This is a genomic window from Cytobacillus sp. ABV4_503 (genome assembly GCF_056158445.1).
In genome coordinates, this window is sequence record NZ_JBSWTH010000001.1 from 4,441,815 (window position 1) to 4,465,063 (window position 23,249).

The 23,249-nt window shown below is 39.8% G+C and carries 21 protein-coding genes and 2 pseudogenes; 4 read left to right on the top strand and 19 right to left on the bottom strand.

Translation table 11 applies throughout. From position 1 onward, the window contains the following. The 7 genes from ACXAD1_RS22270 to ACXAD1_RS22300 form a co-directional block, all read right to left on the bottom strand. Positions 1 to 1,200, bottom strand: coding sequence for a hypothetical protein (locus tag ACXAD1_RS22270; protein WP_474911031.1), 1,200 nt, complete (start codon positions 1,198 to 1,200; stop codon positions 1 to 3). After that, complete coding sequence (locus ACXAD1_RS22275; RefSeq protein WP_474911032.1) at positions 1,200 to 2,138, bottom strand: succinylglutamate desuccinylase/aspartoacylase family protein; 939 nt, start codon at positions 2,136 to 2,138, stop codon at positions 1,200 to 1,202. The genes ACXAD1_RS22270 and ACXAD1_RS22275 overlap by 1 nt, the downstream gene beginning before the upstream one ends. Before the next feature lie 17 nt (positions 2,139 to 2,155). Continuing rightward, on the bottom strand, positions 2,156 to 3,058 hold the full coding sequence (gene nikC, locus ACXAD1_RS22280) for a nickel transporter permease (protein WP_474911033.1): 903 nt from the start codon (positions 3,056 to 3,058) through the stop codon (positions 2,156 to 2,158). A gap of 11 nt (positions 3,059 to 3,069) precedes the next feature. Continuing rightward, complete coding sequence (locus ACXAD1_RS22285) at positions 3,070 to 4,053, bottom strand: ABC transporter permease (protein WP_474911034.1); 984 nt, start codon at positions 4,051 to 4,053, stop codon at positions 3,070 to 3,072. 64 nt (positions 4,054 to 4,117) lie between these two features. Continuing rightward, complete coding sequence (locus ACXAD1_RS22290) at positions 4,118 to 5,722, bottom strand: ABC transporter substrate-binding protein (protein WP_474911035.1); 1,605 nt, start codon at positions 5,720 to 5,722, stop codon at positions 4,118 to 4,120. 45 nt (positions 5,723 to 5,767) lie between these two features. Then, the gene (locus ACXAD1_RS22295) at positions 5,768 to 6,865 is read right to left on the bottom strand and encodes a M24 family metallopeptidase (RefSeq protein WP_474911036.1); all 1,098 of its coding nucleotides are present in this window, start codon (positions 6,863 to 6,865) and stop codon (positions 5,768 to 5,770) included. Between the two features lie 224 nt (positions 6,866 to 7,089). Beyond that, positions 7,090 to 7,422 carry a DUF3870 domain-containing protein gene (locus ACXAD1_RS22300; RefSeq protein ID WP_474911037.1) on the bottom strand — a complete coding sequence of 111 codons (333 nt, stop codon included), beginning with the start codon at positions 7,420 to 7,422 and terminating at the stop codon, positions 7,090 to 7,092. A 406-nt stretch (positions 7,423 to 7,828) separates the two neighbouring features. On the opposite strand from ACXAD1_RS22300, the pseudogene ACXAD1_RS22305 reads away from it, so the two are divergent. From ACXAD1_RS22305 to ACXAD1_RS22315, 3 genes and pseudogenes are all read left to right on the top strand, one after another. After that, a pseudogene (locus tag ACXAD1_RS22305) lies at positions 7,829 to 8,494 on the top strand (SGNH/GDSL hydrolase family protein); the annotation flags it as partial. Next, a complete protein-coding gene (locus tag ACXAD1_RS22310) occupies positions 8,495 to 8,851 on the top strand; it encodes a hypothetical protein (RefSeq protein WP_474911341.1) in 357 nt (118 codons plus the stop codon). A gap of 196 nt (positions 8,852 to 9,047) precedes the next feature. Beyond that, positions 9,048 to 10,109, top strand: a complete 1,062-nt coding sequence (locus tag ACXAD1_RS22315; RefSeq protein WP_474911038.1) for an NUDIX hydrolase — start codon at positions 9,048 to 9,050, stop codon at positions 10,107 to 10,109. A 51-nt stretch (positions 10,110 to 10,160) separates the two neighbouring features. Here ACXAD1_RS22315 and ACXAD1_RS22320 read toward each other — a convergent pair whose 3' ends face one another. Next, on the bottom strand, positions 10,161 to 10,940 hold the full coding sequence (locus ACXAD1_RS22320; protein ID WP_474911039.1) for a DUF4309 domain-containing protein: 780 nt from the start codon (positions 10,938 to 10,940) through the stop codon (positions 10,161 to 10,163). Between the two features lie 159 nt (positions 10,941 to 11,099). Between ACXAD1_RS22320 and ACXAD1_RS22325 the strand changes: the two genes are divergently transcribed. Next, positions 11,100 to 12,047, top strand: coding sequence for a L,D-transpeptidase family protein (locus ACXAD1_RS22325; protein ID WP_474911040.1), 948 nt, complete (start codon positions 11,100 to 11,102; stop codon positions 12,045 to 12,047). Between the two features lie 37 nt (positions 12,048 to 12,084). On the opposite strand, the gene ACXAD1_RS22330 is transcribed toward ACXAD1_RS22325, so the two are convergent. The 11 genes and pseudogenes from ACXAD1_RS22330 to ACXAD1_RS22380 all read right to left on the bottom strand — a co-directional run bounded on the left by ACXAD1_RS22330 (position 12,085) and on the right by ACXAD1_RS22380 (position 23,240). Further along, positions 12,085 to 12,858, bottom strand: a complete 774-nt coding sequence (locus ACXAD1_RS22330) for a hypothetical protein (protein WP_474911041.1) — start codon at positions 12,856 to 12,858, stop codon at positions 12,085 to 12,087. A 102-nt stretch (positions 12,859 to 12,960) separates the two neighbouring features. Next, on the bottom strand, positions 12,961 to 14,109 hold the full coding sequence (locus ACXAD1_RS22335; protein ID WP_474911042.1) for a glucosaminidase domain-containing protein: 1,149 nt from the start codon (positions 14,107 to 14,109) through the stop codon (positions 12,961 to 12,963). Between the two features lie 270 nt (positions 14,110 to 14,379). After that, a complete protein-coding gene (locus ACXAD1_RS22340; protein WP_474911043.1) occupies positions 14,380 to 15,762 on the bottom strand; it encodes a hypothetical protein in 1,383 nt (460 codons plus the stop codon). A 109-nt stretch (positions 15,763 to 15,871) separates the two neighbouring features. Then, positions 15,872 to 17,065, bottom strand: coding sequence for a DegT/DnrJ/EryC1/StrS family aminotransferase (locus tag ACXAD1_RS22345; protein WP_474911342.1), 1,194 nt, complete (start codon positions 17,063 to 17,065; stop codon positions 15,872 to 15,874). Positions 17,066 to 17,113: 48 nt separating this feature from the next. Then, a pseudogene (locus tag ACXAD1_RS22350) lies at positions 17,114 to 17,713 on the bottom strand (acetyltransferase); the annotation flags it as partial. After that, on the bottom strand, positions 17,710 to 18,315 hold the full coding sequence (locus ACXAD1_RS22355) for a sugar transferase (protein ID WP_474911044.1): 606 nt from the start codon (positions 18,313 to 18,315) through the stop codon (positions 17,710 to 17,712). The gene ACXAD1_RS22355 and the pseudogene ACXAD1_RS22350, both read right to left, overlap by 4 nt. Beyond that, on the bottom strand, positions 18,299 to 19,555 hold the full coding sequence (locus tag ACXAD1_RS22360; RefSeq protein ID WP_474911045.1) for a glycosyltransferase family 4 protein: 1,257 nt from the start codon (positions 19,553 to 19,555) through the stop codon (positions 18,299 to 18,301). Before ACXAD1_RS22360 ends, ACXAD1_RS22355 begins: the two co-directional genes overlap by 17 nt. After that, entirely contained in the window at positions 19,552 to 20,703 is a 1,152-nt protein-coding gene (locus tag ACXAD1_RS22365; RefSeq protein ID WP_474911046.1) for a glycosyltransferase family 4 protein, read from the bottom strand. The genes ACXAD1_RS22360 and ACXAD1_RS22365 overlap by 4 nt, the downstream gene beginning before the upstream one ends. Before the next feature lie 16 nt (positions 20,704 to 20,719). Continuing rightward, positions 20,720 to 22,003, bottom strand: coding sequence for an O-antigen polymerase (locus tag ACXAD1_RS22370; RefSeq protein ID WP_474911047.1), 1,284 nt, complete (start codon positions 22,001 to 22,003; stop codon positions 20,720 to 20,722). Beyond that, on the bottom strand, positions 21,997 to 22,710 hold the full coding sequence (locus tag ACXAD1_RS22375) for an oligosaccharide flippase family protein (protein ID WP_474911048.1): 714 nt from the start codon (positions 22,708 to 22,710) through the stop codon (positions 21,997 to 21,999). The genes ACXAD1_RS22370 and ACXAD1_RS22375 overlap by 7 nt, the downstream gene beginning before the upstream one ends. A 41-nt stretch (positions 22,711 to 22,751) precedes the next feature. Beyond that, positions 22,752 to 23,240, bottom strand: coding sequence for a lipopolysaccharide biosynthesis protein (locus tag ACXAD1_RS22380; RefSeq protein ID WP_474911049.1), 489 nt, complete (start codon positions 23,238 to 23,240; stop codon positions 22,752 to 22,754). Positions 23,241 to 23,249 lie beyond the last annotated feature (9 nt).

The window sequence follows — 23,249 nt, forward strand, 5'->3', positions numbered from 1 at the left end:
CTATCTGAATTGTTTAACTGTATCTGCAGATAACATATTTTTATATAAAAACTCATAGAAAGCTGATTTTCTATCCTCAGAAATCCTATTATAGATCTCCTTTACTGCTTCATTACCTCTCCAATAAGAATAAATAAATGGAGCTCTTAATGTGTGCTTGAAAAAACGGAGCCTGGACTGAATCCAATTTTCTTCACCAAATGCAAAGTCTCTTAGAAATTCAGAAACCTCTTCATCCCGCTTCCCCTCTGCATGGATCATATGTGCAGCATTCATTCCGGAGATCGATTTTATTTCCTGATAAACTTTGTAGATTTCATCATCCAGGGAATCTGCCCAATCAATGAAATCGATCCCATTATCTCCAATCCCCTCAAATACGGAACTGCTTGCTGTATTAGTGATGACTAACCCGGCATCAAGAGGGATATCACCGGATTGGACACATAATTCTCTAATTCTCATATGTGTGGTATGCCCTGGAAAAGATTCATGCGTGACTAAATGTTTTAAAGCTTCATAGGTATAGGACAGATCGCCATTTATATACATTTTCCCGCCAACATAATCACAATAGGCACTATATGGTACACCCGTCACGACCACTGGTGTTACCACCACATCTTCCATCTCTTTAAACATTTTTTGAACGACACGCTCTTTACCTTGATAAAGCAAATCTTGTAACACAGATTCCACCTGTTGTGAAGGGACATGCTGCGCCCGTTCCCATTTCTTCACTTTCTCTTTCAGTGTTCCTGAGAATCCCTTTTGGATTAATAAGGATTCGAGTCTATGGTGCAGCTCTTTCCTTTCTGCGTCAGAAGAAGGATTTTCATTTACATATAACAGACCTCTAACATTCTCCCTGAAGGGAATTTCCTCACCGCTTCGCCATCTTGCCAGTGTTAAGAGTGATCCGATTTGCTGCTGCATATAATTTCTGCGAACCTCAGATTGTATGGATGAATACTTGCTTCTTAAATCCTCTAAATCTGCAAATATCTCATTCCAGCCGCTGTACGAATTTGGTGTTTCTCTCGTTACGTTAATGGGTACTAATCCTTCTTCATCAAGTGAAGCTTCCAAGCCGGATGAGATATTTTTTCGATAAAAATCATCCATCCCCAGTACAATTTGTGTATATTCCTGTGACAGTTTGTGGTCCAATGACTCGAAATGGACCGTTTTTGTATTCATTATTCTTCCTCCGCACTATCAAGGTTTCCAAGCATAAATCCATAATCTCCCGGGCTTACTTTATTAAAGAGACCTCTTGTCAAAATCACCACATTGTTTTGGAAATGGGCCCGAATGACCTCCAGCTCTTCAAATGTTCTTGGATTATAAGTTCTTGCCAGAACCTGATTTCCTTCGATGACAGTGCCTACAGCACTAAAGTCAAATTCCGGCACCATGATTCCGCCGTGCTTTGGACGAATAATCGTAATTTCAGTCATAACCTTTTGTTTTGGAGGAGGTGTGACCTCTCCGGGAATCATTTTCAGCTTTCGCATCACATTGAAAATCCCTTCTACTCCTCTTTCAATGTCTTTATCGTAGTTAGGTCCTCCTCCTACCTCGACCGTAATGCTTGGGATTCCTTTTTCTAAAGTATAAGTAGCTGTAGTGCCTTCATATGGATGCGAAGGACGATATAAAATCGGGAAGTTAAATGCCCGTGATAATTCTTCATTATTTTGAATGTATACATAATCAACAACCGGAGTTGCACCGCCAGCATGTAGGTCAATATAGACATCAATGTGATCTAAAAAGTTTTCCACCATCGAATTTGCAAGCTGCTCTGTTACCCAGCCATTTTTGTTTCCTGGAAACACCCGGTTCAAATTATTCATATCAAGGGGTGTATTTCTAGTCATACTTTCAAATGCCAGCGGATTGGAAACAGGGAGCAGCTTAATCGTACCCGATAGTTCCGATTCATCTAAGCGGTTATATACTCGCCTGATGATTTCCGCTCCAATGATTTCATCACCATGTACAAGGGCAGAAATACCAAGAACTGGTCCTTCTTTTACCCCTTGAACGGTATGGATTGGCAAGGAAAGCGGTGTTCCATTGGATAAATGTGTAACAACAACCTCTTTATATTCGCGTGTAGATGTAACTGTCATGAAAATTCCTCCTTTTATTAATTCCTTTTTAATTTCGAATCGGTTAAATCCCTAATTCCATCTCCCAATAAATTAAAGCCTAATACTGTAAACATTATCGCTAAGCCTGGATAGACCGATAAATGCGGGGCCTCCCTGATAAATTTCATTCCAAATGCCAGTGTCCAGCCCCAACTGGATTCCGGCGGCTGGATGCCAAGACCAAGAAAACTTAGTGTCGCTTCAGAAACAATAGCGGTCCCGAGGCCAAGGGTAGCTACAACAACAATCGGAGCCAGGCAATTGGGCAAAATATTTAAAAAGATGATGCGAAAATCATTAGAACCAATCGTTTTTGCCGCCTGAATATATTCCTCTTCCTTAATAGCCAGAACATTTGCCCGTACAATCCTGGCATAATTGGTCCAGTATACAAATCCGAGGGCCAAAATCACATTTTCTATACCCGGACCGAGAGCAGCAACTAGCGCAATGGCTAAAAGCAATACAGGAAACGATAGGAAAATATCCACAATGCGCATAATCAGTGTATCAACCCAGCCTCCGTAATAACCAGATACCAAGCCGAGCGTTACACCAATAACCATTGCGAGCACCACTGAAACTAATCCCACTTCGAGAGAGACCCTTGCCCCGTAAATAATTCTTGAAAACAAGTCCCTGCCATATTGATCGGTTCCTAAAATATGTCCATCTTCCATTGGTGTCAGCAGCCGCTCGCTCATATTCATTTCATAAGGATCATGAGTAGAAATGACAGGGGCAAAAATCGCGCAGATCACAACCACTAATACAAAAGCCCCGCCAATTAAAACGGACTTACTCTGGGTGATAATCTGGAAAAAGTCTTTAAGGTCAATGCCTTTCTTGGGGAGAGTTCCTGTTTGGTTCTCTGTTTGATATTGTTTCGAAAGTTCCATCATCTCCCTCCTTATCCTTGTTGAATTTTTGGATTGATAATGGCGTACAGAATATCCACAATCAAGTTGATTAAAGCGAAAATAAGCGCAATCATTAAAACACATCCCTGAACCACTGGAAAATCCCGTTGACTAATTGCCGTAATGACTAACCGTCCAATTCCCGGCCAAGCAAATACGGTCTCAGTGACAATGGCACCGCCGAGCAAATTTCCAAATTGAAGGCCTACAATGGTTACTACCGGAATCAAAGCATTGCGAAAAGCATGTTTCATTATGACAAAAATACCCCTAACTCCTTTTGCCTCGGCTGTTCGAATATAATCTTCTTTCAATACTTCGAGCATGGCTGATCTGACCATTCGGGTAATGAGTGCAGCACTCATTACACCTAAAGTGAAGGCGGGAAGAATAATATGCTGTAAACTATCGACTAAATAGAAGAGATTCCCCGTCTGAATCGTTTGCACGAACGCATCTATTAACGGCGCTCCCCTTCCAAAGGAAGGAAGGATATTCAAATTTACAGAAAAGCCTATAATCAATAAAAGCCCCATCCAGAAAACCGGCATCGATACACCAATCTGCGCAAAAAACATACTGCCGTAATCAAGCCAGGAAAATTGTTTTACCGCTGATATGATCCCTAGTGGAATAGCAATTAAAAGTGCTATTATCATAGCAACAACTGCAAGCTCCAGAGTAGCAGGGAGATGGGTGGAAATTAGCGTAATAACAGGGGTGTCTTGAAAAATGGAGATCCCTAAGTCCCCTTGAAAAAGATTTTTAAGAAAAACCATTAATTGAATATAAAGAGGCTCATTTAACCCAAGAACATTTCTCAATCGTTCAAGATCCTCTTTTGTTGCATCTTGCCCGAGCAGGGTAAGGGCAGGATCACCAGGAATAAGATGCAGCAGGAAGAATACTAAGATTGAGATCCCTAATAAAACAGGAATAAATTGAAAGAACCTCTTTACAATAAATGTTGCCATTTAAATCACTCCTGACTTTAAGGCAAGAGGAGGAAGGCCTCCCCTATCCCTACTTCAGTCTTCCTTAATTTGTTATCTCAGCATCTTTAAGTCCATAGAAACTTCCCGCCGGATGTTCAGTGAAACCTTTAAGGTTTTTGTTATACATTGCAATATAACCTTGGTACAATAGGACATCATATGCTACTTCTTCTGTAACAATCTTTGCAGCTTGCTGATAGAAGGATTTACGTTCTGTTTGTTCCAGGGCAGTTCTTCCCTTCTCAATTAATTCGTCAACAGCTGCATTACTGTATTTGCCGTAATTGCTTCCTCCATTTGTATGGAAAGGGTTATAGAAAGAGCGATCCGGGTCAACCAGGTTTAGCCATCCAACTAACGCAATATCGAAGTTCCCTTCCGTTAGACCTGTACTGAATGTTGGCCATTCACTTGTTTTCACTTCAGTTTCAACCCCATATTTAGTGAATTCGTTTTGCAGATATTCAACTGCCTGCATTCGGTTCGGATCTTCACTATGAGTGGAGAGGGTAATTTTTAATTTTTTCCCATCTTTGTCCAGAATGTTATCGCCATCGCTATCTTCCCAGCCAGCTTCTTTGAATAACTCCACTGCTTTATCAGTGTCGTAAGAATAGCCGGTAATGGACTCGTCATATGCCCATGAAGCTGGAATGAGAGGTGACTTTCCAGGTGTATCCATTCCCTGATAAATATCAGAGGAGATAACCTCTTTGTTGACCAAATGGGCGATTGCCTGGCGCACTTTTAAATCAGATAATATCGGGTGTTTTTGATTAAAGTTCAAATACGTAAATCCAAGTCCTTCGGTTTCTATGACTTCAAATTGGTCATTTTCTTTTATTCTTTTAATATCCTGAGGGGATAGAGGAGAATGCACAATATCAATATCTCCTGATTCTAATGAGGCAACACGAGTGGAGTTATCAGGAATAATAAAGTAGGTTAGCTTGTTTGTCTTGGGTGAGCCGCCCCAATAATTATCATTTGCTTCAAATGAGATTTTGCTGTTTTTATCCCACTTCACCATTTTATAAGGACCTGTACCAATTGGATTATTGGATAAATTATTATCATTTTTTTCACCAATATGTTTAGGTACAATCCCAATGTCCAGATAGCTTAATAGTGGCGCAGATGGTTCCTTTAAGATAAATTTCACTTGATATTCATCTACTACTTCAACAGACTTTATCGGCTCATAAAGTGAAGCATAAGGTGCTTGAAAATCCGGATCAATTAAACTATCAAACGTATACTTTACATCCTCTGCCGTGAATGGTTCACCATCATGAAAGGTTACATCCTCGCGAAGGGTAAAAATCCAGGTTGTTGGATCAGGACTTTCCCATTCTGTGGCAAGTCCAGGTTCAGGCTCCAGATTGGCCGAAAGCCGAATGAGCCCATCATAGACTAGTTCGGAAACCCTTTTGGCTGAAGTATCTTTTGATAGCCGGGGGTCCATCGTGCCTGCATCCACATCCAGCCCTACCTTAATTTCATCCCTGGCAGCGCCAGCATCTCCGTCATCAGATCCTGCGGAACCAGTGTTATTGCCGGCAGGTTTTTCATAGGAACAGCCAGCTAGAAAAGCAGAGAATATGAACATCATGACAAACAAAATAGAGAACCAGCTTTTCTTATTCATTCTAATATTCCTCCCTTTTATCAAATAATTTGAATCATACAACCTTTAAACCCCGATTAACTCCAAATATTGCACCTCCTTGGAACTGTTGTTCAGCACTTCACAGCCATCATCTGTAACAACCACTATATCTTCAATCCGAATTCCAAATTGATTCGGAAAGTATAGCCCTGGCTCAATACTAAAAGCCATTCCTGGTAAAACTAAATCATGATTTTTTTTATGGATTGATACTCCTTCATGCAGCTCGAGACCAATCCCGTGACCTGTTCTATGGATAAAATTTTCATCATAACCCCACTTCTCAAAAGAACTCCTCACAAACATGTCGATCTCCGAAAAAGTGATGCCTGGTTTGATCATACCGATTGCTTGAAGCTGCGTATCATGAACTATTTTGTATATGTCCTCAAACTTCTGATCTCTCCTGCCCAAATAAAAAGTTCTTGTAATATCGGAGCAGTAATTCTTAAACATTCCGCCCATATCAATCAAGATTGGCTGGTCCAGCTGACAGATTTGGTCAGAAACCGGATGATGAGGGTTCGCAGAATTTTTTCCAAAACCAATGATCGGCTTGAAGGATAATTCATTTACACCGTTTTCAGCGAAGAAGCTCTTAATTGTTGCGGCAACATCTCGTTCAGTACAGGGGAAATGCTGCAGCTGAATAATTTGATACATAACCGCATCAGCTATCTTCGCGGATTGGCGAAGTGTATCAATCTCTTGTGTGTCTTTTATTTCTCTTAACTTTTCTACAATTGTACTTTTCTCAAATTTTATTTCTGGAAGATGTTTTAATAAATCAATAAAGTAGGAACAGAGCCACGTCTGATCGATTCCTAACCTTTCTTTGTTTGCAAAATAGGAAGCTAATGTTTTTACAGGATCCATATCATCACTGTAGTAAACAATTTCAATTCCATTAAATTCAGGAATTTGATCGGAGAACATTTGGTGTATAAAGAGTTTTGCATTTTTCCCCGGTGATAAAAGCAGCACGGTCATCCGTTCCCCAGTATCAAAATTAGCTCCTAAAAGATACTTAAGGTTATAGGTTGACGAGACAACTAAATGATCATACCGATTTAACTCTGTCTCCTGCATACTCCTTATTAATCTAGATGGATCTGATCTCAATCACCTTCACTCCTTTTCGTATAAAATATAAAAGACCAAGCCGTATCGAAATACACCTTAATAAAAGGGTACTTTCGAACAGCTTGGTCTTAAAATCCTTTGTATGAATAGGGGCTGCCTATTCACCGAACTTTAGGCTCGCTGAAAAATTAATTTGTTTAAATATTATTTATATTCTAATTATACAGACTATTCTTCATAAATCAATAGCCATTTTCTATTTTTTAAACAGGAACATTCATTGATTTATAAATGGAATATTGATTGTATGCGTCCCGCATGGCTGCTACAATTGCTTTCTTCCCTAAACCAAAATACCTTCTCTCAAACCTTTCAATTGGGCCTTCAATTCCTTCTTTTAAATCATGCCCGGTAAAAATACTCTTAATAAAATCAGTACACATATTCGTGACAAAGGTACTAGAAGCATTCACAATACAATCCGTTTTTGGGTCGACCTCAAATCCAACACCCATGACACCATAAAGATTTTTAGCTGTCATGCCATCAGGCAATCGAGAATAACCCGTACAAATTATCGTATCATCAAAAGTCATACGCAGTACCCCCTTTATTAATTTTTTTATTAAATCTTTTAAACTATTATGCCAAAATTCATTCGGGAACGGAAGAATAATTTTTGTTAATTTCAGAAAATTAAATAAAAAGATAACTAAATTCCATTTTTGTATGTAAACGATTACCCAGCTGGGTGAATATACTTTCCATACTTTCTTTATTTATAGTAAAATATTCATATTTATATTGTGAACCAGCATTTCAAAATTGTTTTTTCTTGTCATTTTTATATGTTATTTGTCGTTATTTTAATTATGATTGTTATAGTTATGATACTAAAAGTCCAGTAAAATAGTTGTATATTCCATTTTTTCATAAAGGAGGATTATTTTATTGTTCAAGTTTCTAACGAAAATCTGTCTTGTTTTAGTGCTTATTTTAGGGGTGGTCAGTCCTGCTTCAGCTTTATGGGAAAGCAATAAAAACGTTTATTATGTAGCGCTCGGTGACTCTCTAGCAGCCGGCCGGACACCGTTCGGAGCTAACGGGAAGGGCTATCCCGATTTTATCGCAGCCAAATTTAAAGAAGCGGGTGTATTGAAGGGGTTTGTAAAAAGCTATGCAGAGTCTGGCTATACTTCCAAACAGGTTCTCGACGATATCCGGAATAACGTCACGATTGGCAATAACGCCGGGATTCAGACCGAGCTAAGCAAAGCAACTCATATTACCTTAAACGCCGGTGCAAATGATCTTCTTCGCCAGCTTAAGATTGACCGAACAACAGGAGCGGTTACGTTTGACGAAGCAGAAATGCAAAAAGCAATGGCAGGTGTCCAGCAGAATTTAACGGATACCATTTTGGCGATCAAAGTCATTAATCCAACTGCACAGATTTACATAATGGGCTATTACAATCCATTGCCTCATCTCCCGGCTCAATATCAGCCAATGCTTAACCAGTCACTGGCGGTTCTGAACACAATCATCGAGAGAATTGCTGAAGCATCTGGAGCCACTTATATCTCCACTGCTCAAACCATTGCTGCTAATATTGGGTATCTGCCGAATCCGCAGGATGTACACTTGAGTGAAGAAGGCTATAAAGCTGTGGCTGATTTGTTTTGGACTATTATGAAGCCGGAAATGCCAGAACAGCCAGCTCCTGAGGAACCGAAGGAAGAAGATAAAGAAATTCCTGTTGTCCACTGGGAAGGAATGGTCCTGAAAAAAGGCCAGATTGGGAAACTGGCGGTTGAAAAACCTATTAATCTATGGACTCGAGCCGACGGAAAGCTGAAAGCGGTTAAAGTACTGAAAGCAGGCGAAACCTACCGTGTCTATGGATATGATGGAGGATTTGGCGGGCAGTACAGTGTCGGAGGAGGGTATTATGTAACGAAAATAGATGGCTATGTGAAGTATAAGACGCCATCGAAAGAGAAGCTAAAATTAGTTAATCCGTAAATTGGGAAAGGAGGTGCCCCGAGGCTTCTCCTTTTTTTAGTTTTATTTTAAAATTCCATTTAAGAATTTTTGATTCTGCCGATAAAAAACTAGACTATTTACAGTTTAGCCATCAAAAAACTTTCTGTTTAACAGATTTCCAGCCAATCTGGTACTAAAGGAATATTTTAACATTTTAGTGAAAAAGGAGAAACTTATGATTGATGCTCTAATAGGGGGTATTGTCGGTTTATTGCTTGGCGTTATTTTTGAAGATCCTCTGAAGTCAATGTGGAGAGTGGTCACCCGATTTTTCAAGAGATTATTTGTGAAAGCAAAAGATATTCAGGATCCCCACTACTTTACACTTGGCAGTGAAGTTACATCTTTTGTTGTATGTGACGGGGACGGCGAAATGAATTATGCACTCGAGAATATCGAAACACGATTAACCGCAAGCAAACCTATATTAGACCCGGATCTGCAAAGCTTAAAAAATGAGATTGAGAGTATTGAAAAGGAAAATCTTCTTAATGGGGAAAAACACAGCTGGAACGGACCGCTTTATACATTAGAAAAGCACATGGTATTAAGAACACACACCAATGAAGACATGAAAGTGGTTTTTACATTTACTCCTGGCGATTACTATACATTCAAAGCCCTTAATACAAATCTGGACTATATTCTCCCGGACGGAGAGAGCATTCGGCATAAATATTTGGCAAATGCCAGTCCTAAAAAACCGATTGTCCAGCTGGCAAATGGCTTCGGTGTTGCATTGGTGGTTATTACTTCTGACGGACAAACCATTTTAACCAAGCGCTCTCCGGACAGCGGTGTGCGTCCGGACGAATTGGATATTGGTATTGTAGAGGCTGTTCATCCTTCCCAAGATCGGGGAGCAAGCGGACAAGGCCCCGATTTCTTCAAGACCGCAATCCGTGGAGCAAAAGAAGAATTAGGCATTACCGTCAGAGAGCAGGACATCCGTCTGCTTGGCTACGGGGTGGATGAAGAGTATTATCAATGGAACATCATCGGTATTGTTTATTGCAACGAATCCTCTGAGGATATTGTACAGAATAGAAGCAGAGGCATATCCGGAAAATGGGAACTTGAAAACCTGCGTTTTATCCCTTTCAAGATCGACCCTGTCCTCCAAATAATGAAAAACGAAAAAATGTGGTCAACTGCCAAAATTGCACTATACTGGGGTCTTATTCATGATCACACTCGGTCAAGTGTGGATACAAAGGTAAAGAGGATATACAGTTAACTGTTCATATAAGCAAGTATAAGACAGAGGATTTACTCCCCTGTCTCTTTCTTATCTATAACTCCTCTTTAGCAAAATACTATGCAGATCCGACCGATTATCCCCTTTAAATGAAAAGTAAACCTCATAATAGCCTAGATAATAATACATCATCCAATGGCCGTCCATTTCGCTGATGCCTTCCCAGGATGGTTTTCCAACTGTATTTTTAATAATATAGGGTGTTAAAGGAGTCAAACCATCATTGGCCCACATGAACGCTGTAAATTCCGGATCGTCTTCCCAGCTTGTAAAATAGATATAGTTCCCAAACTTCCTGCCATATCCTCCCTCATAGTACCCTTCCCATGAAGGCGTGCTTCCGAAGTGATCATACACATCATTCAAATCATCATTATTAAGTGAGAATGGCTGTCCTTTCATAACGCCCTGTTTAGCAAGCTTCAGAAAATCTCCTTCATCAAAAAATACAATTCTGGCAAGCTGGCTGCGCTTTGTTTTGGAAGGTGTCTCATATTTAATTGAGGAGGACTTTTTGACAAAGGCTCCTCCGCCTACTCCATATATACCGCCATTTTGATCCTTATAGGAGTACACCCGATAGATATTTCCCTTACGCAGTGTTTTAATCGTAATTAATTTACCGTTTTCATACTTTAGAAGAGCTGTATCCTTGAGGATGGTAACCCTCCCAATCTGCCCCTGAATGAGGATGGAGTTATCCCATTTTACACCGATTGGAGCAGAGCCTGCCTGAGCCTCTTTATTGGAGAACAGCAGTAAAGTTATTGCAAGGGAAAACATAACTAGTAGTTTGCCTATTTTCATCATCGAACCTCCTGCATATTTCCTGATTTCCTACTGCTATGCATATGTTAGACAGAAGATAAAAATGCAGGAATGAGAGCCTAAAAATGCTGAATCATGCCAAATGATAGATGCCTATGGAAGTTCCATCATGTATGATTAGGATTAAAAAGAGGTGAAATCATGCCAAAATATATAAAGCTCTTATTGGTTCTGATTGGTATGGCTGTTATACTTTATGGCAATCCTGCACAGGCTGCAGACATAGACTGCAATGATATCAGAACCGGCACAAAGGTCTGGTGGGATGGCGCAGAGCTTCGTCCCGGGCAAATCGGCAGGATCACTGTGCTTAATAATGCACCGCTCTATAAGTTAAACGGAGAACAGCTGAGTTACAGCCGCACTTTAAAAGCAGGAGAGGTTTATCGCGTGTACGCCTTTAAACCGGGTCTGTTGAGTGTTGGAGGCGGATTGTATGTGAAACGGGATACGCTGATCGGCTATCAGACTCCTTCTAAAATGAAGCTGCAGATCGTGGCATGCGTCTACCAGAAAGATACACAGCTAAAAAATGAAGCACAGCAGATGATTGTTGTGAAGAAATCATCAGTGAAAACAGCCGCTACTCTGCAAACCTATCAAAAACAAAACGGGAAATGGACGCAAGCTTCTTCGCCTGTTGCGGCAGTGATAGGAAAAGAGGGCATGGGAAAGACAAAAGAGGGAGATGCCAGGACTCCTTATGGAACCTATAAGCTAGGAACCTCATTTGGGTGGGGGCCGAAGCCCTCAGGCATGAGCTACCCATTTAAGGCTGTAACTTCTCAAGATTATTGGGTCGATGATGTATCCTCAGCGGACTATAACAAATGGATTACTTACACCGGGAACCCGTATGCACGCTGGAAATCCTTCGAAAGAATGAACCACCCTCTCTATAAATATGGAGTGGTCATTAGATATAATGATAATCCCATTATAAAAGGAGAAGGCAGCGCAATCTTTTTGCATATCAGAACTTCTGGTACTGCTTACACATTAGGCTGTGTCGCCATAGCGGAAAAAGAATTAGTGAAAATTCTGCAGTGGCTGGAACCTGCTAAGAAGCCGATTATTGTGATGGAATAGAAAAAGGAGAGCTACTCACGCTCTCCTTTTTCTATTATTATTTAAGTCTCACAAAATCCAGGTTAGAGCGGTTTCCGTCTTCGAAAAAGAAATACAGATCATAATAACCGCAATCATAATACATGTACCAGGTACCGTCCATTTCACTGATGCCCTCTGATGTTGGTACTCCTACCGCCTTCTTTATGATATATGGAGTAAGGAAAACAAGGTCGTCGTTCCACCAATCAATAGCAGTCAGTTCAGCATCATATTCATCGCCAGTATAATAAATATAATTGCTGCCATCTCCAAATTGTCTGCCCAATCCGCCATCTATATAGCCATCCCAGGTTGGATACATCCCATAATAGTCATACACATCATATAAATCTTCATATCCGCCAATGGCAATAGGCTGCCCTTTCATAATTCCCTTCTTTGCAGATGCCAGAAAGCCCTCCTGGAACATGCTCAGACGCGCAATCTGATTCTTTTTTGTCTGAGAAGGTGTCTCATATTTAACAGAAGCAGTTTTCTTCACAAAAGCGCCGCCGCCAAGCCCGTAGATGCCGCCATCACGGTCTTTATAAGAATAAACACGGAACTCGCTGCCTTTTTTCAGCTTTCGAATGACCGTTAGCTTGCCTTTTTCCTCTTTCACAAGATCTGTGTCTTTTAGGATTGTTACTTTGCCAATCTGACCTTTAATTAAGATGGAATTTCCCCATTTTACACCGATCGGAGCTTCAGCTGCCTCCGCCTCGGTATTTAGGCCTAATACCAGCATTAATACAAAAGGAATACTAAATACCCATTTTTTCATATTCATTCTTTTTTCCTCCATGCTATGTATGCATCAGCAAATCTGGTAATCTGCTGAGCTTGATAAGCTGATAAAACATTTAAAGCTATCCTTCTACACAATCGCCCTTTAATTCACATAATCTATCATTTTTTTATCATAGTTAATATAGAAGCCGCCGCCAAGATCCAGTTTGCTGCTGTCTATTTTATATACACGGTATGATTCTTTCTTTTTAAGCGTGCGAACAGCCTTTCCGCTCTTGTCATAAAGAATGGTATTTTGCTTAAGTGCTGCTGTACCTAAATAATAGGTCTGGTTGCTTCCTTTTTTAATATAATAGCCGCCGCCCACGTCATATCGGCTATGATCATAGCTGTATACGCGGACCGTTTCTCCCCTTTTCAGGTAACGTTTAACTTTGTTGTCCGGACCGTAAAGAGGAATATTTATATCCTTTATGTAGACTCTGCCGATATAGATTCCCACTTTGCCGCTGTCTCCCTTAACTAGGTAGCCGCCGCCTACATCATAATAGCTTCCCTTCACCCCGTAAACACGATAATGAACATCCTTTTGCAGGGTGCTATACGGTCTGCCATCCGGTGTATACATGGCCAAGTTCCTGCGTGGAACCAGTTTCGCTACCGGCAATTTATGATTGGAAGGCAAAGAAACATTAGGAATCTGAAGGGTCATTTTCTCCATATTAGTGTAGATAGCCAGAATCTCCTGGCCGTATTTGTTTCCCGGCACGGCCCAGCGGCCATTCAGGTCTGTCCATTTTGGCGCAATCCCCCGTGTGACCAGATGAAAACGAGGATCGACATTCTCAGTAACTAAAGGCTCTTTTGAAGAATATGCCTTTAAGTGCTGGATTTGGGCACGAACCCCTTCCTCAGCAGTCTTAAAAAAAGCTCCCTTCACACCGCCGCCTGTCGTGCCAATACCTGCATAATTATTTTGTTCAGGAATTACATCACCGCCAAATTTAAAATAACCCGTCTCCTTAATCGCCTGAGCAAATGCAATATCACCGCGAATTCCTTCAACGCGCCCAGTATTCAAATAATAATCTGCCAGCTGATAAATAGTTACTCCCTGCAGCAACGGAGTTGGATTATGCATTAAAACAAAATCCCCCATCTGGGTGGAAGTCAGTACCGGCGGCCCAGCAATATTTTCATTTTGGTCCTGCGCATAAGAGCTGGATGAAAAACTGCTCAGCATGAAAGACAAAATTATAATAAAAGTAATAGACTTAATACTTTTACTCACCAAAAATCCTCCTCATTTTACATAATTTACTATTATATTATAGCAGAATATGAGAATTATTGATGATAAATGTCATAGTTCTTTAGATATAAATGGAGTCATAATCTATTAAAAAGAATAATCTTGAAAAAACCAGTTATTTGTCAATTAATAGGCTTCTTCGAGTATTTCTATCTGTGATCATTTTAAGACAAGATTTTGTTAAGACCCACCCATAATAAAACGCTCTGCAAAATTACAGAGCTTTTTATATACCTTGCATGAACATATCTAGTTTAAGACTTTTTGTTTAAGTACTTTCCTATCGTTGGCTGGTTCAATATAGTATACATAGTTGGTTTTTATGTCCAAGTCAATTATCGTAATATTTTTATCCAAGGTTTTAATTTTTTTCATTTCACCTTTTTTATTCACTTCATAAATTGAATTATCCACAAAATCAGCAAAATAGAGTTTATTATTGTGTTCAGATACAAAATATTCGCTGCCAAGGCCATTTCTTTTAAAGGAATAGAGTTCTACCCCCTGCCTGGACATGAATGACAACGTGCGGGGACCTACTCCATTTCCATACTGTTCCATTTTACTAATCACAATAAAGGGGCCATTGCCTTCTATTCTTCTATCCTCATAATCTAAAACGGTTAACGTTGAGATATTTCCTGTCTTAAGAGAGACCTTTCTAATTTCAGCTGTTTGCGTAGAGTAATCAGAGAAGTAAATATAAAGGTCATCATCATCTATATTTAAGATGCCTCCATAAATATATTCCCTAGGAAGCTCCTTAAATAGCATCTTTCCGCTTCCATCGGGATTTGACCTATAAATAGAGATGCTTTTCCAAAACTCCAATCCATTTTCATCTTTTTCATAATTAACTACTCCATAATATAAGTTTTTATTATTAATCGCATAAGTTGATACACCATATAAAGTGATGTTTTCAATCACCTTAGTCATGCTCGTCGGATTATTAATATCTATCTTATAGACATGATCAACACCAGATTTATTTTTATCAAAAACAGGCACAAAAAAGGAGTCTTTCGTCTTTATTATTGATGCTGGCATATGGGCACTTCCAGCCTTTATATCATATGGAATTGTTTTGCTGATGCCCTTTTCTTTGTCATAAATCCACCAGTTCCAATCCATTCCATAAGTTAAGTGAATGGTACTGTTTGTTCCATCAAAATTAATATTTTGATTTTGGCTCTCTTGCTCTTCTTCTGGTTTCGATGGAGCTGGTTTAGCCGCTTCTGCCTTTGGCAGATCAGGAGAATTAACACATTTTACAGCTTGAAGCTTTGTTTTGCTAGGTGTCTGATAAGTAACATTTGAATCACGATCAACATAGTAACCTCCACCAACACTCAACAAACCGGGTTTGAAGGCATATATACGGTAAAACTCTCCTGCTTTTAGTATCCTGTTATACGTTCTTTTTTCTCCGTCAAGTTTAAACAGAGGAGTATCCTTCTTAATAGTCAGGCGGCCGATTTGTCCGGGCTTTAATTCAATTCCGTCCCACCAAATCTTTGTTTTCCCTTTAAACTGATTACATAAATCTGATTGAGCTTCAGCTGCGCTTGCAGGTAAAACACTCCCTGCGGTCAGCCAAAACAAGAAAAATATGATTACAAATTTTTTCACTGTGAATGCCTCCTATCAATATACCACTATAGTATATTTTACCTAAGAAATTTTTACCATATGTTTTTATAAACAATTCACAAAAAGAGCTCAGCTGGATTTTCTCCAGCTAAGCTCTTATTACTTTCCTGCTATTTTGTGAAACAAGCTTCAATTGATTATGGCAGACTCCTAACACGCTTTCAATGACCCGTTCCTGCTGTTCTTCTGTAAGATTTGAACCTGATGGAAGACAGATCCCCGAATTAAAGAGTTCTTCAGAAACACTTCTTGTGGATGTGTGCGAAAAATATTCTGCTCCTTCAAATAATGGCTGAAGATGCAGGGGCTTCCACACCGGGCGTGCTTCAATATTCTTTTCAGCAAGAGCGTTTATTATATCAACAGGGGTTATTCCCAGCTGCTTAGTATCAATGGTAAGCGTAGTCAGCCATCTGTTATGCACCGAATTATGATGTTCGGGCATAAACGTAATACCTTCTATATTCCCCAATGCCTCTTTGTAACGTTTAAATACTTCCTGTCTTGCTTTTACCCTTTCGTCAAGCACCTTGAGCTGTGCTCTGCCGACTCCAGCCAATATATTGCTCAATCGATAGTTATTCCCTATTTGGCTATGCTGGTAGTGGGCAGCCGGGTCTCGTGCTTGAGTAGCCAAGAAACGGGCCCGCTGCAGCGCTTCTGCATCATTTGAAACGAGCATCCCTCCTCCTGAAGTAGTGATAATTTTATTTCCGTTAAAGGAATAAACTCCAAACTTTCCAAATGTCCCGCTCTTCTGGCCCTGATATTCTGATCCAAGAGATTCTGCTGCATCCTCAATTACCGGAACATTATAGTGATTGCAAATAGCCATCAGCTCATCCATTTTTGCACTTTGCCCATATAAATTTACAATAATGGCCGCTTTAGGCAGTTTGCCAGCATTTGCCGCTCTGACCATTGCTTTCTCCAATGCAGCCGGGGACATATTCCAAGAGTCAGGCTCAGAATCGATAAAGACTGGCTCAGCACACTGGTATAAAATCGGATTAGCACTTGCAACAAAGGTTAAGGATGAACAAAATACCACATCTCCCTGCTGTACATCCAGAAGACGAAGAGCCAAATGAATAGCAGCTGTTCCCGAGCTGACAGCCGCAGCATCACGGACTCCTGCATATTCGGCAAGTTCATTTTCAAATGCGTCCACATTGGGTCCAAGGGGGGCAATCCAATTTGTTTGAAATGCTTCATTTATGTATTTCTGTTCCTCCCCGCTCATATGCGGAGGAGAAAGAAAAATCCTTGATGGCTCTGCCATGCGTTTCACCTCATTTTGGTCAGGACTTTTGATTATCCTTGCAGGTACACCCACTGCAGTAACAGAGTCAGGAAGATCCCTGTTAATAACAGAGCCCGCACCAACAATGGACCACTCTCCAATTCTCACTCCTGGAATAACAGCAGCCCGTGCGCCTATATGTGTGCCATTCCCCACCTGGACATTTCCTGCTAAGATACCCCCAGGAGAAATATGTACAAAATCACCAATCCTATTATCATGCTCAATTACTGAAGAGGAATTTATAATCGAATGTCTGCCAATCGCTGCATCCGCATTTACAATACTATTAGCCATGACGGCTGTCCCATCTCCAAGTATTGCAGAAGGACTTATTAGAGCTGAAGGATGAATAAGTGCTGCAAAATGAGCATGGGCTGCCAAAAGCTCTTCGTCTATTTTTTTCCGGGCAGCATTATCCCCAATAGCTATAAAAAAATAGGGATTCTTTTCGGCAATCAGCTGGTGTGCGTACGAGATTGAAGCGAAGGTTATCCCGTTAAGCATTACCGGCTCATCATATTTGTCATCCAGAATATATCTAATCTCGTATTCTCCTGCTGATTCAATTAAATCCCTGATGACTTTGCTATGGCCGCCTTCTCCTATAATGGCAATTGGCTTCATAATGACTTTCCTGCCTTTTGTCCAGAAAATTTCTCGATCGTCACATGTCCCTGCTGGCTGATTCCCTCGCGCTTGATCACTTTATAAACAGTCAGGAGAATTATTTTTATATCGAGAAAGAAAGATTGATGATTCACATACCATACATCTAATTTGAATTTTTCCTCCCATGAAATATTGTTTCTCCCATTAACCTGAGCCCACCCAGTGATGCCTGGCCTCACTTCATGGCGGCGTTCCTGTTCAGGCGAATACAGCTCTAGATATTCCATTAATAATGGACGGGGACCGACCAGGCTAAGATCACCCTTCAATACATTAAATAACTGAGGCAATTCATCGATACTGAATTTCCGCAGCCGCTGCCCAAACAGCGTTAACCTTTCCTCATCCGGCAGCAGGTTTCCATTCTCATCTCTTTCATCTGTCATTGTGCGGAATTTATAGACAAAAAATGGCCTGCCATACAATCCTGGCCTCATTTGCCTGAAGAGGATTGGCGATCCCAATTTCATCCGAATAAGCAAAGCAGCAACTAATAAAAGAGGGGACAGAATTATTAAGCCAATCAAGGAACAGCTAAAATCAAATAATCTTTTCATCTGCTTCCTCCTTATAAATATCTTGATAGATATAGTTTTCCAGCTTGTCTGATAGCACTTCCCAGGAATAATGCTTTCTCACATAATCTTTTAATAGCCTGCTATCCTGTTTAAGCTTGTCCGGGTTATTGAAATAATGCCTTATGGCACCTTCATTTTCTTCCATTACATTACTGGCCTTTATACCTGGTACATCCATTAACGACTCTCCATTCCTGGGGTCTGCCATCATGATTACAGGCAGCCCGGCAGCCATATAATCATAAATTTTATTCATGCTGAACCCCCACTTATATAAAGGGGAATCCATAATGGAAATGATGCCCATGTTAGCCCTATGCAGTAAATAAGGTATCTCCAGCTTCGGTATTGAATCTGCAAAAGTAATATTTTTCATTCCTTTTTCCTTAGCAAGGGACATTAATTCTTTCTTTTTGGCACCGTCTCCAACCATTAAAAGATGGAGCTTAGGATTATCCTCCAATCTGGAAAACAGTTCAATAACCGGTTCCAGATGATTAGCAATTCCATGTGATCCGGTATAGACAATCACAAACTTCTCTTCTAAACTTTTGAAAATGCGATCAACAGAATCTGATTTTTTGAATTGGTTATAATTTGATAGGTCAACACCATTAGGAAGGTAGATAACCTTTTTATGATCGGTCCCTTTTGATCGGACATAATTTTGTGCCTTATCAAACAGGACGATGATCCTGTCCGCTTTCTGGTAAAGGTACTTTTCAAATTTATACAGCCCGACAGCAAGGGGGTTTTTAGCGGATACTTTTCCAAAATCCACAAACGTCTGCGGCCAGAGATCCCTTTCTTCAAAGTAAAAACGGCATTTTGCTTTTTTTGCTAAAAGATAGCCTATAACAGCTGCCAAAGGGTGAACACTTGAACCAATAATTAAATCCGGCTTCTCCAATTCACAATCCCTTTTCGCTTTTTGGAAGCTTTTGATTGTATAACTAAGTATATTTCTGGCTCTTCCCAAGAGGCCTCTATAGGAAGGAGTGTTTACCCAAATAAAATTTACACCATCAATGGTTTCCAGTTGATAATATCTCTTATCACCTTTAAAAATCATTTCTTCTTTTGAGAAGTGATTAAATGACGAGGCAAAAATGGTTACATTGTGTCCCTTTTTACATAATTGTTTTGCCAGGTCATAATGTCTGGTGCCCCCCACATGTACGGGAGCGGCTGCATAATGGTTAAAAATCCAGATATTCATCCAAAAACCTCACCCTTGCTTTGCACAAGCCGATTCTCCGGGAGCAGAGTCTGATATACGGAAACTAACTTTTTGCTTTCCAAGTCCCAATTGTAGATCTGCTCCACTGCCCTTCTCCCGTTTCCACCCATTCTTTTAGCTTCTTCTGGATTCTTGATGTAAAACTGAATGGCGTCCGCAATTTCTTTCGGTTTTAAAGGATCTACGCATATGCCGCAATCGCTTTTTTCAACAATTTCTTTCCATAATGGAAAATCAGATGCTATAACAGGGATGCCTGCTGCCATATATTCAAATAACTTAATAGGCAGGGCATCTTTATAATTAATAGTGGGATGCAGTACGACTAAACCTGCTAAGGATTTGGAAAGCACATTCCGGATTTCTTTACGGTCCAGGTATCCCAATTCGGATACCTTACTCCATCCGCTATGCTGTTTCACCAATTCCCTTTCAGCATCAGATGCAAATTTTCCAGCCAGAAACAGGTGAACATCGGGTACCAGGCTCATAGAATCAACCATTTCAAAAATTCCCCTTATTTTCGATATAGCCCCTATATAACAAACCGCATTTTCTTTAGCCGTATTTTCTGAATGTCTATTATCAAACTCTGAAAGCAGTGGATAATTGCAAATATCTATTGAATTGCATCCTATTGAAGTGAATCGATCCTTTATAAAAGGCGTAGCAGCAACAACATAATCCATCTTTTTCACTGCCCTTGTTTCGTATTCTTCAAAAACACTGGAAATTGCTGTTCTTAATATTCTTGGTATCCAATTTTTCTGCAGTATTTGGCGGGGAACATCTTCGTGAACATCATAGATGACTTTTTTCTGCTGCCTCTTTAATTTCAGGCCGGCAGGAATTAATTCAGGATCATGAAAATGGTATAGATCAGCGTTGATTTCCATCGCTTTCTTGTAGGCGATATTTGTTGTTTTGATCATCCGTCCAAGCCTGTTTTGCCTATCTCCCCTGTTCAGATTAATTCCGTGAACATGAATGCCATCAATGATGGACGAAGGAGCATTTGGCGCAATAAGATGCATCTCATACCCGTTTTTTTGCAGGGATTTGGCTTCTTTAATAAATATTCTTATGTCTTTATATGGATGTACCGTGGTAATATGGCAAACTTTCATTTTCCCAGCCCTCCATTCATTTTGATACCGGTTTATACTGCTTTAATATTCCAGACAAAATCCATAAGCAAAAAAGAGAAAACAATATGCCGTGTGTCGCAAGGCTCGTTGGCAGAGCAGAGTTTAGCATGGCCATAAAAGGTATAATGACGATGGTTATACTAATATTCTTTGGCAGGCTTAAAGAAATTCCATCCAGCAGTTTTAGGATTACCCCCAGAATAATGGAATAAAAAAGGATTCCTCCTAAGCCAAAGTTCAGGTACGCATCCCCATAAAGGCCCACATTGGGGCTAAAATCTCTGCCGTATATTTGATTGGCTATTATTTCCACCGGCCCCATGCCATATGAATTTTCCGCAAAGGGCGAGAAAAAGCTGTGCGTTAAATACATCTTAGGCATCTCTGAAAAGTATTCATAATAAATGTAATGCAGCTTTGCCGGAGTAAAAAGCAGCCTCCTTATAAAAATGGATCCCATCAGAGGGTCGCTGGTAAACTTGTAGTGCAGAAAGCCAAGGAGCGTAATGACTGAAAATCCAATAGCAATCAAAGTCATGATGTTATTGTAAATAAATTTCTTTTTTAAAAAGTAACTCAGAAAAATGACGAGCACTGGGGCAAACAAAAAACTTTTTTGCCCTATCATTCCAAACAATAATAGCTGGAGGCCAAGACCCAGAAGCAATAAAAACCGCTTGCGGAAAATGATGCCGAGAGCAATGATCATATTATTAACCCCATACGCCTGCCAGGGAATTAAATAGGAAGACAAGCCATTGGCAGTACTGGAATACTGTGCTCTTGTTTCATATACTAAGCTCAGGTCAAAGTTCATCCTGGATAACCCGCCGGTAGCAATTAAATAGCCATAAACATAGGTTGTCATTAAAGCAAAGAAAACTGTTAACAGAAGCTTTCCATTTGAAACGGCCGGAAGCCTTATCTTCCTGGTTCTTGTCAGAGATAATGTGAGAAGGAAGCCAAGCATAATCGTGTAGATATACACTCTTGATTGGTCTTCCAATGCATATATAGAAATAAGGGGAATAATTAAATTCAAATAAAATATATAAAGAATGATCTTGCTTGGCCCCCTGTAATTTCTTAAAAAAGCGTATAGAATGCCAGCAGAAAGAATAATGATCAAGTATGTCTCTATATATTTGAAGTTATTTATTTTTATATAATAGCCATCGTAGAAAAATAGCTCAGCAACAAAATTTATATAGAAATAATCACATAAAGCCTTATAAGCTATGACGGATGCCGTAAACGGCAGAATCTTATTTTTTAGCATATGCTCCTCTTTTCAAGACTTAATAATTGTTTGATAATGATCCCAAATAGAGTGATATACATAATGGCCATTAGTACACTATAGATAAAAATTGTCAGGTGAAATCCGACTCCAAGCAAATAAATAACGAGCAAAAATAAGCTGATGATTATAAATCTCGATAAATCCCAATAAAATTGATATGCTTGTTTGTTCAGCAGATTTAATGTCTGCGATAAAGGGCTCGCTACAAATTGAAACAGGATCATGATGCTCATATATTTAATAATGTCATGAGATCCGGTCCATTCAGAACCAAATACGAGATTAATAATTTCCTCTCCCCATAAAAGGAAAATAGAAAGAATGACGCATACAAACAGAAGCAATGCTCCAGCTGTATACATGAAGAGCTTTACTAGTCCCTTGAAGCTCCCGTTCCTAATGTTTTCCGCTGCCTCACTTAGGAAAACCTGTGAAAAAGCCTGCGAAACTAATGATAGCGGCCCAATCAGTATTCTCTGGGACAGTGCATAAATCCCCAAAGAGGCAGATCCATACAAAACTCCCAGCATGAGAGGAAAGGCCTGTAAGGCTATGCTATTTAAAAAGGAAGAGAATGAAGAAACTAATGGATAGTTTTTAAACTCAACGGCAACCTTTTTCATGCTGTTTTTGCTGATAATTGCTTTATGGGAGGTTATGTAGCTTTTCATGTCCATTAACATTCTATTGGCACCCAGCAGCCGGCCTATTAAATCCCCCATTATTATCGAAAAAGAGTCCTGCTTATTAAGCCAAATCCAATTTGGCCAGAATTCATTATGATGCTTTTATTTACCTTTATTAATGAAATATGTTTATATTTTTTAAACCTTAATCCGTAATGGACCGCAATCGTAAAAAGACCTTCACCCAAAAGCATAATGGGAAGTAATAAAACGGCCATACCTAAACTGTTCACAGGGCTTAATAAAGCAAATCCCACTGCAAGCAATAGGTATATGATTGAAGTTGCCAGTAAAGCAGCGAAGCAAATGACCAATAGGTTCGCTGTGTCTTTATCATTTTTTGCCAAGGGAATGGCCAGTTCAAATTTCAATGTGGAAAAAACATTGAATATGGCTAGAGCTGCTATCATCATTGATAGATCTCCCAATTCACCGGGAGAGTAAAGTCTTGTAATAAGAGGCGCTGCTGCAAAAGTTATCAGGTGGGAAACTACATTCCCCCCTATCAGGTTTAATAAGTTTTTCATTTTATACCG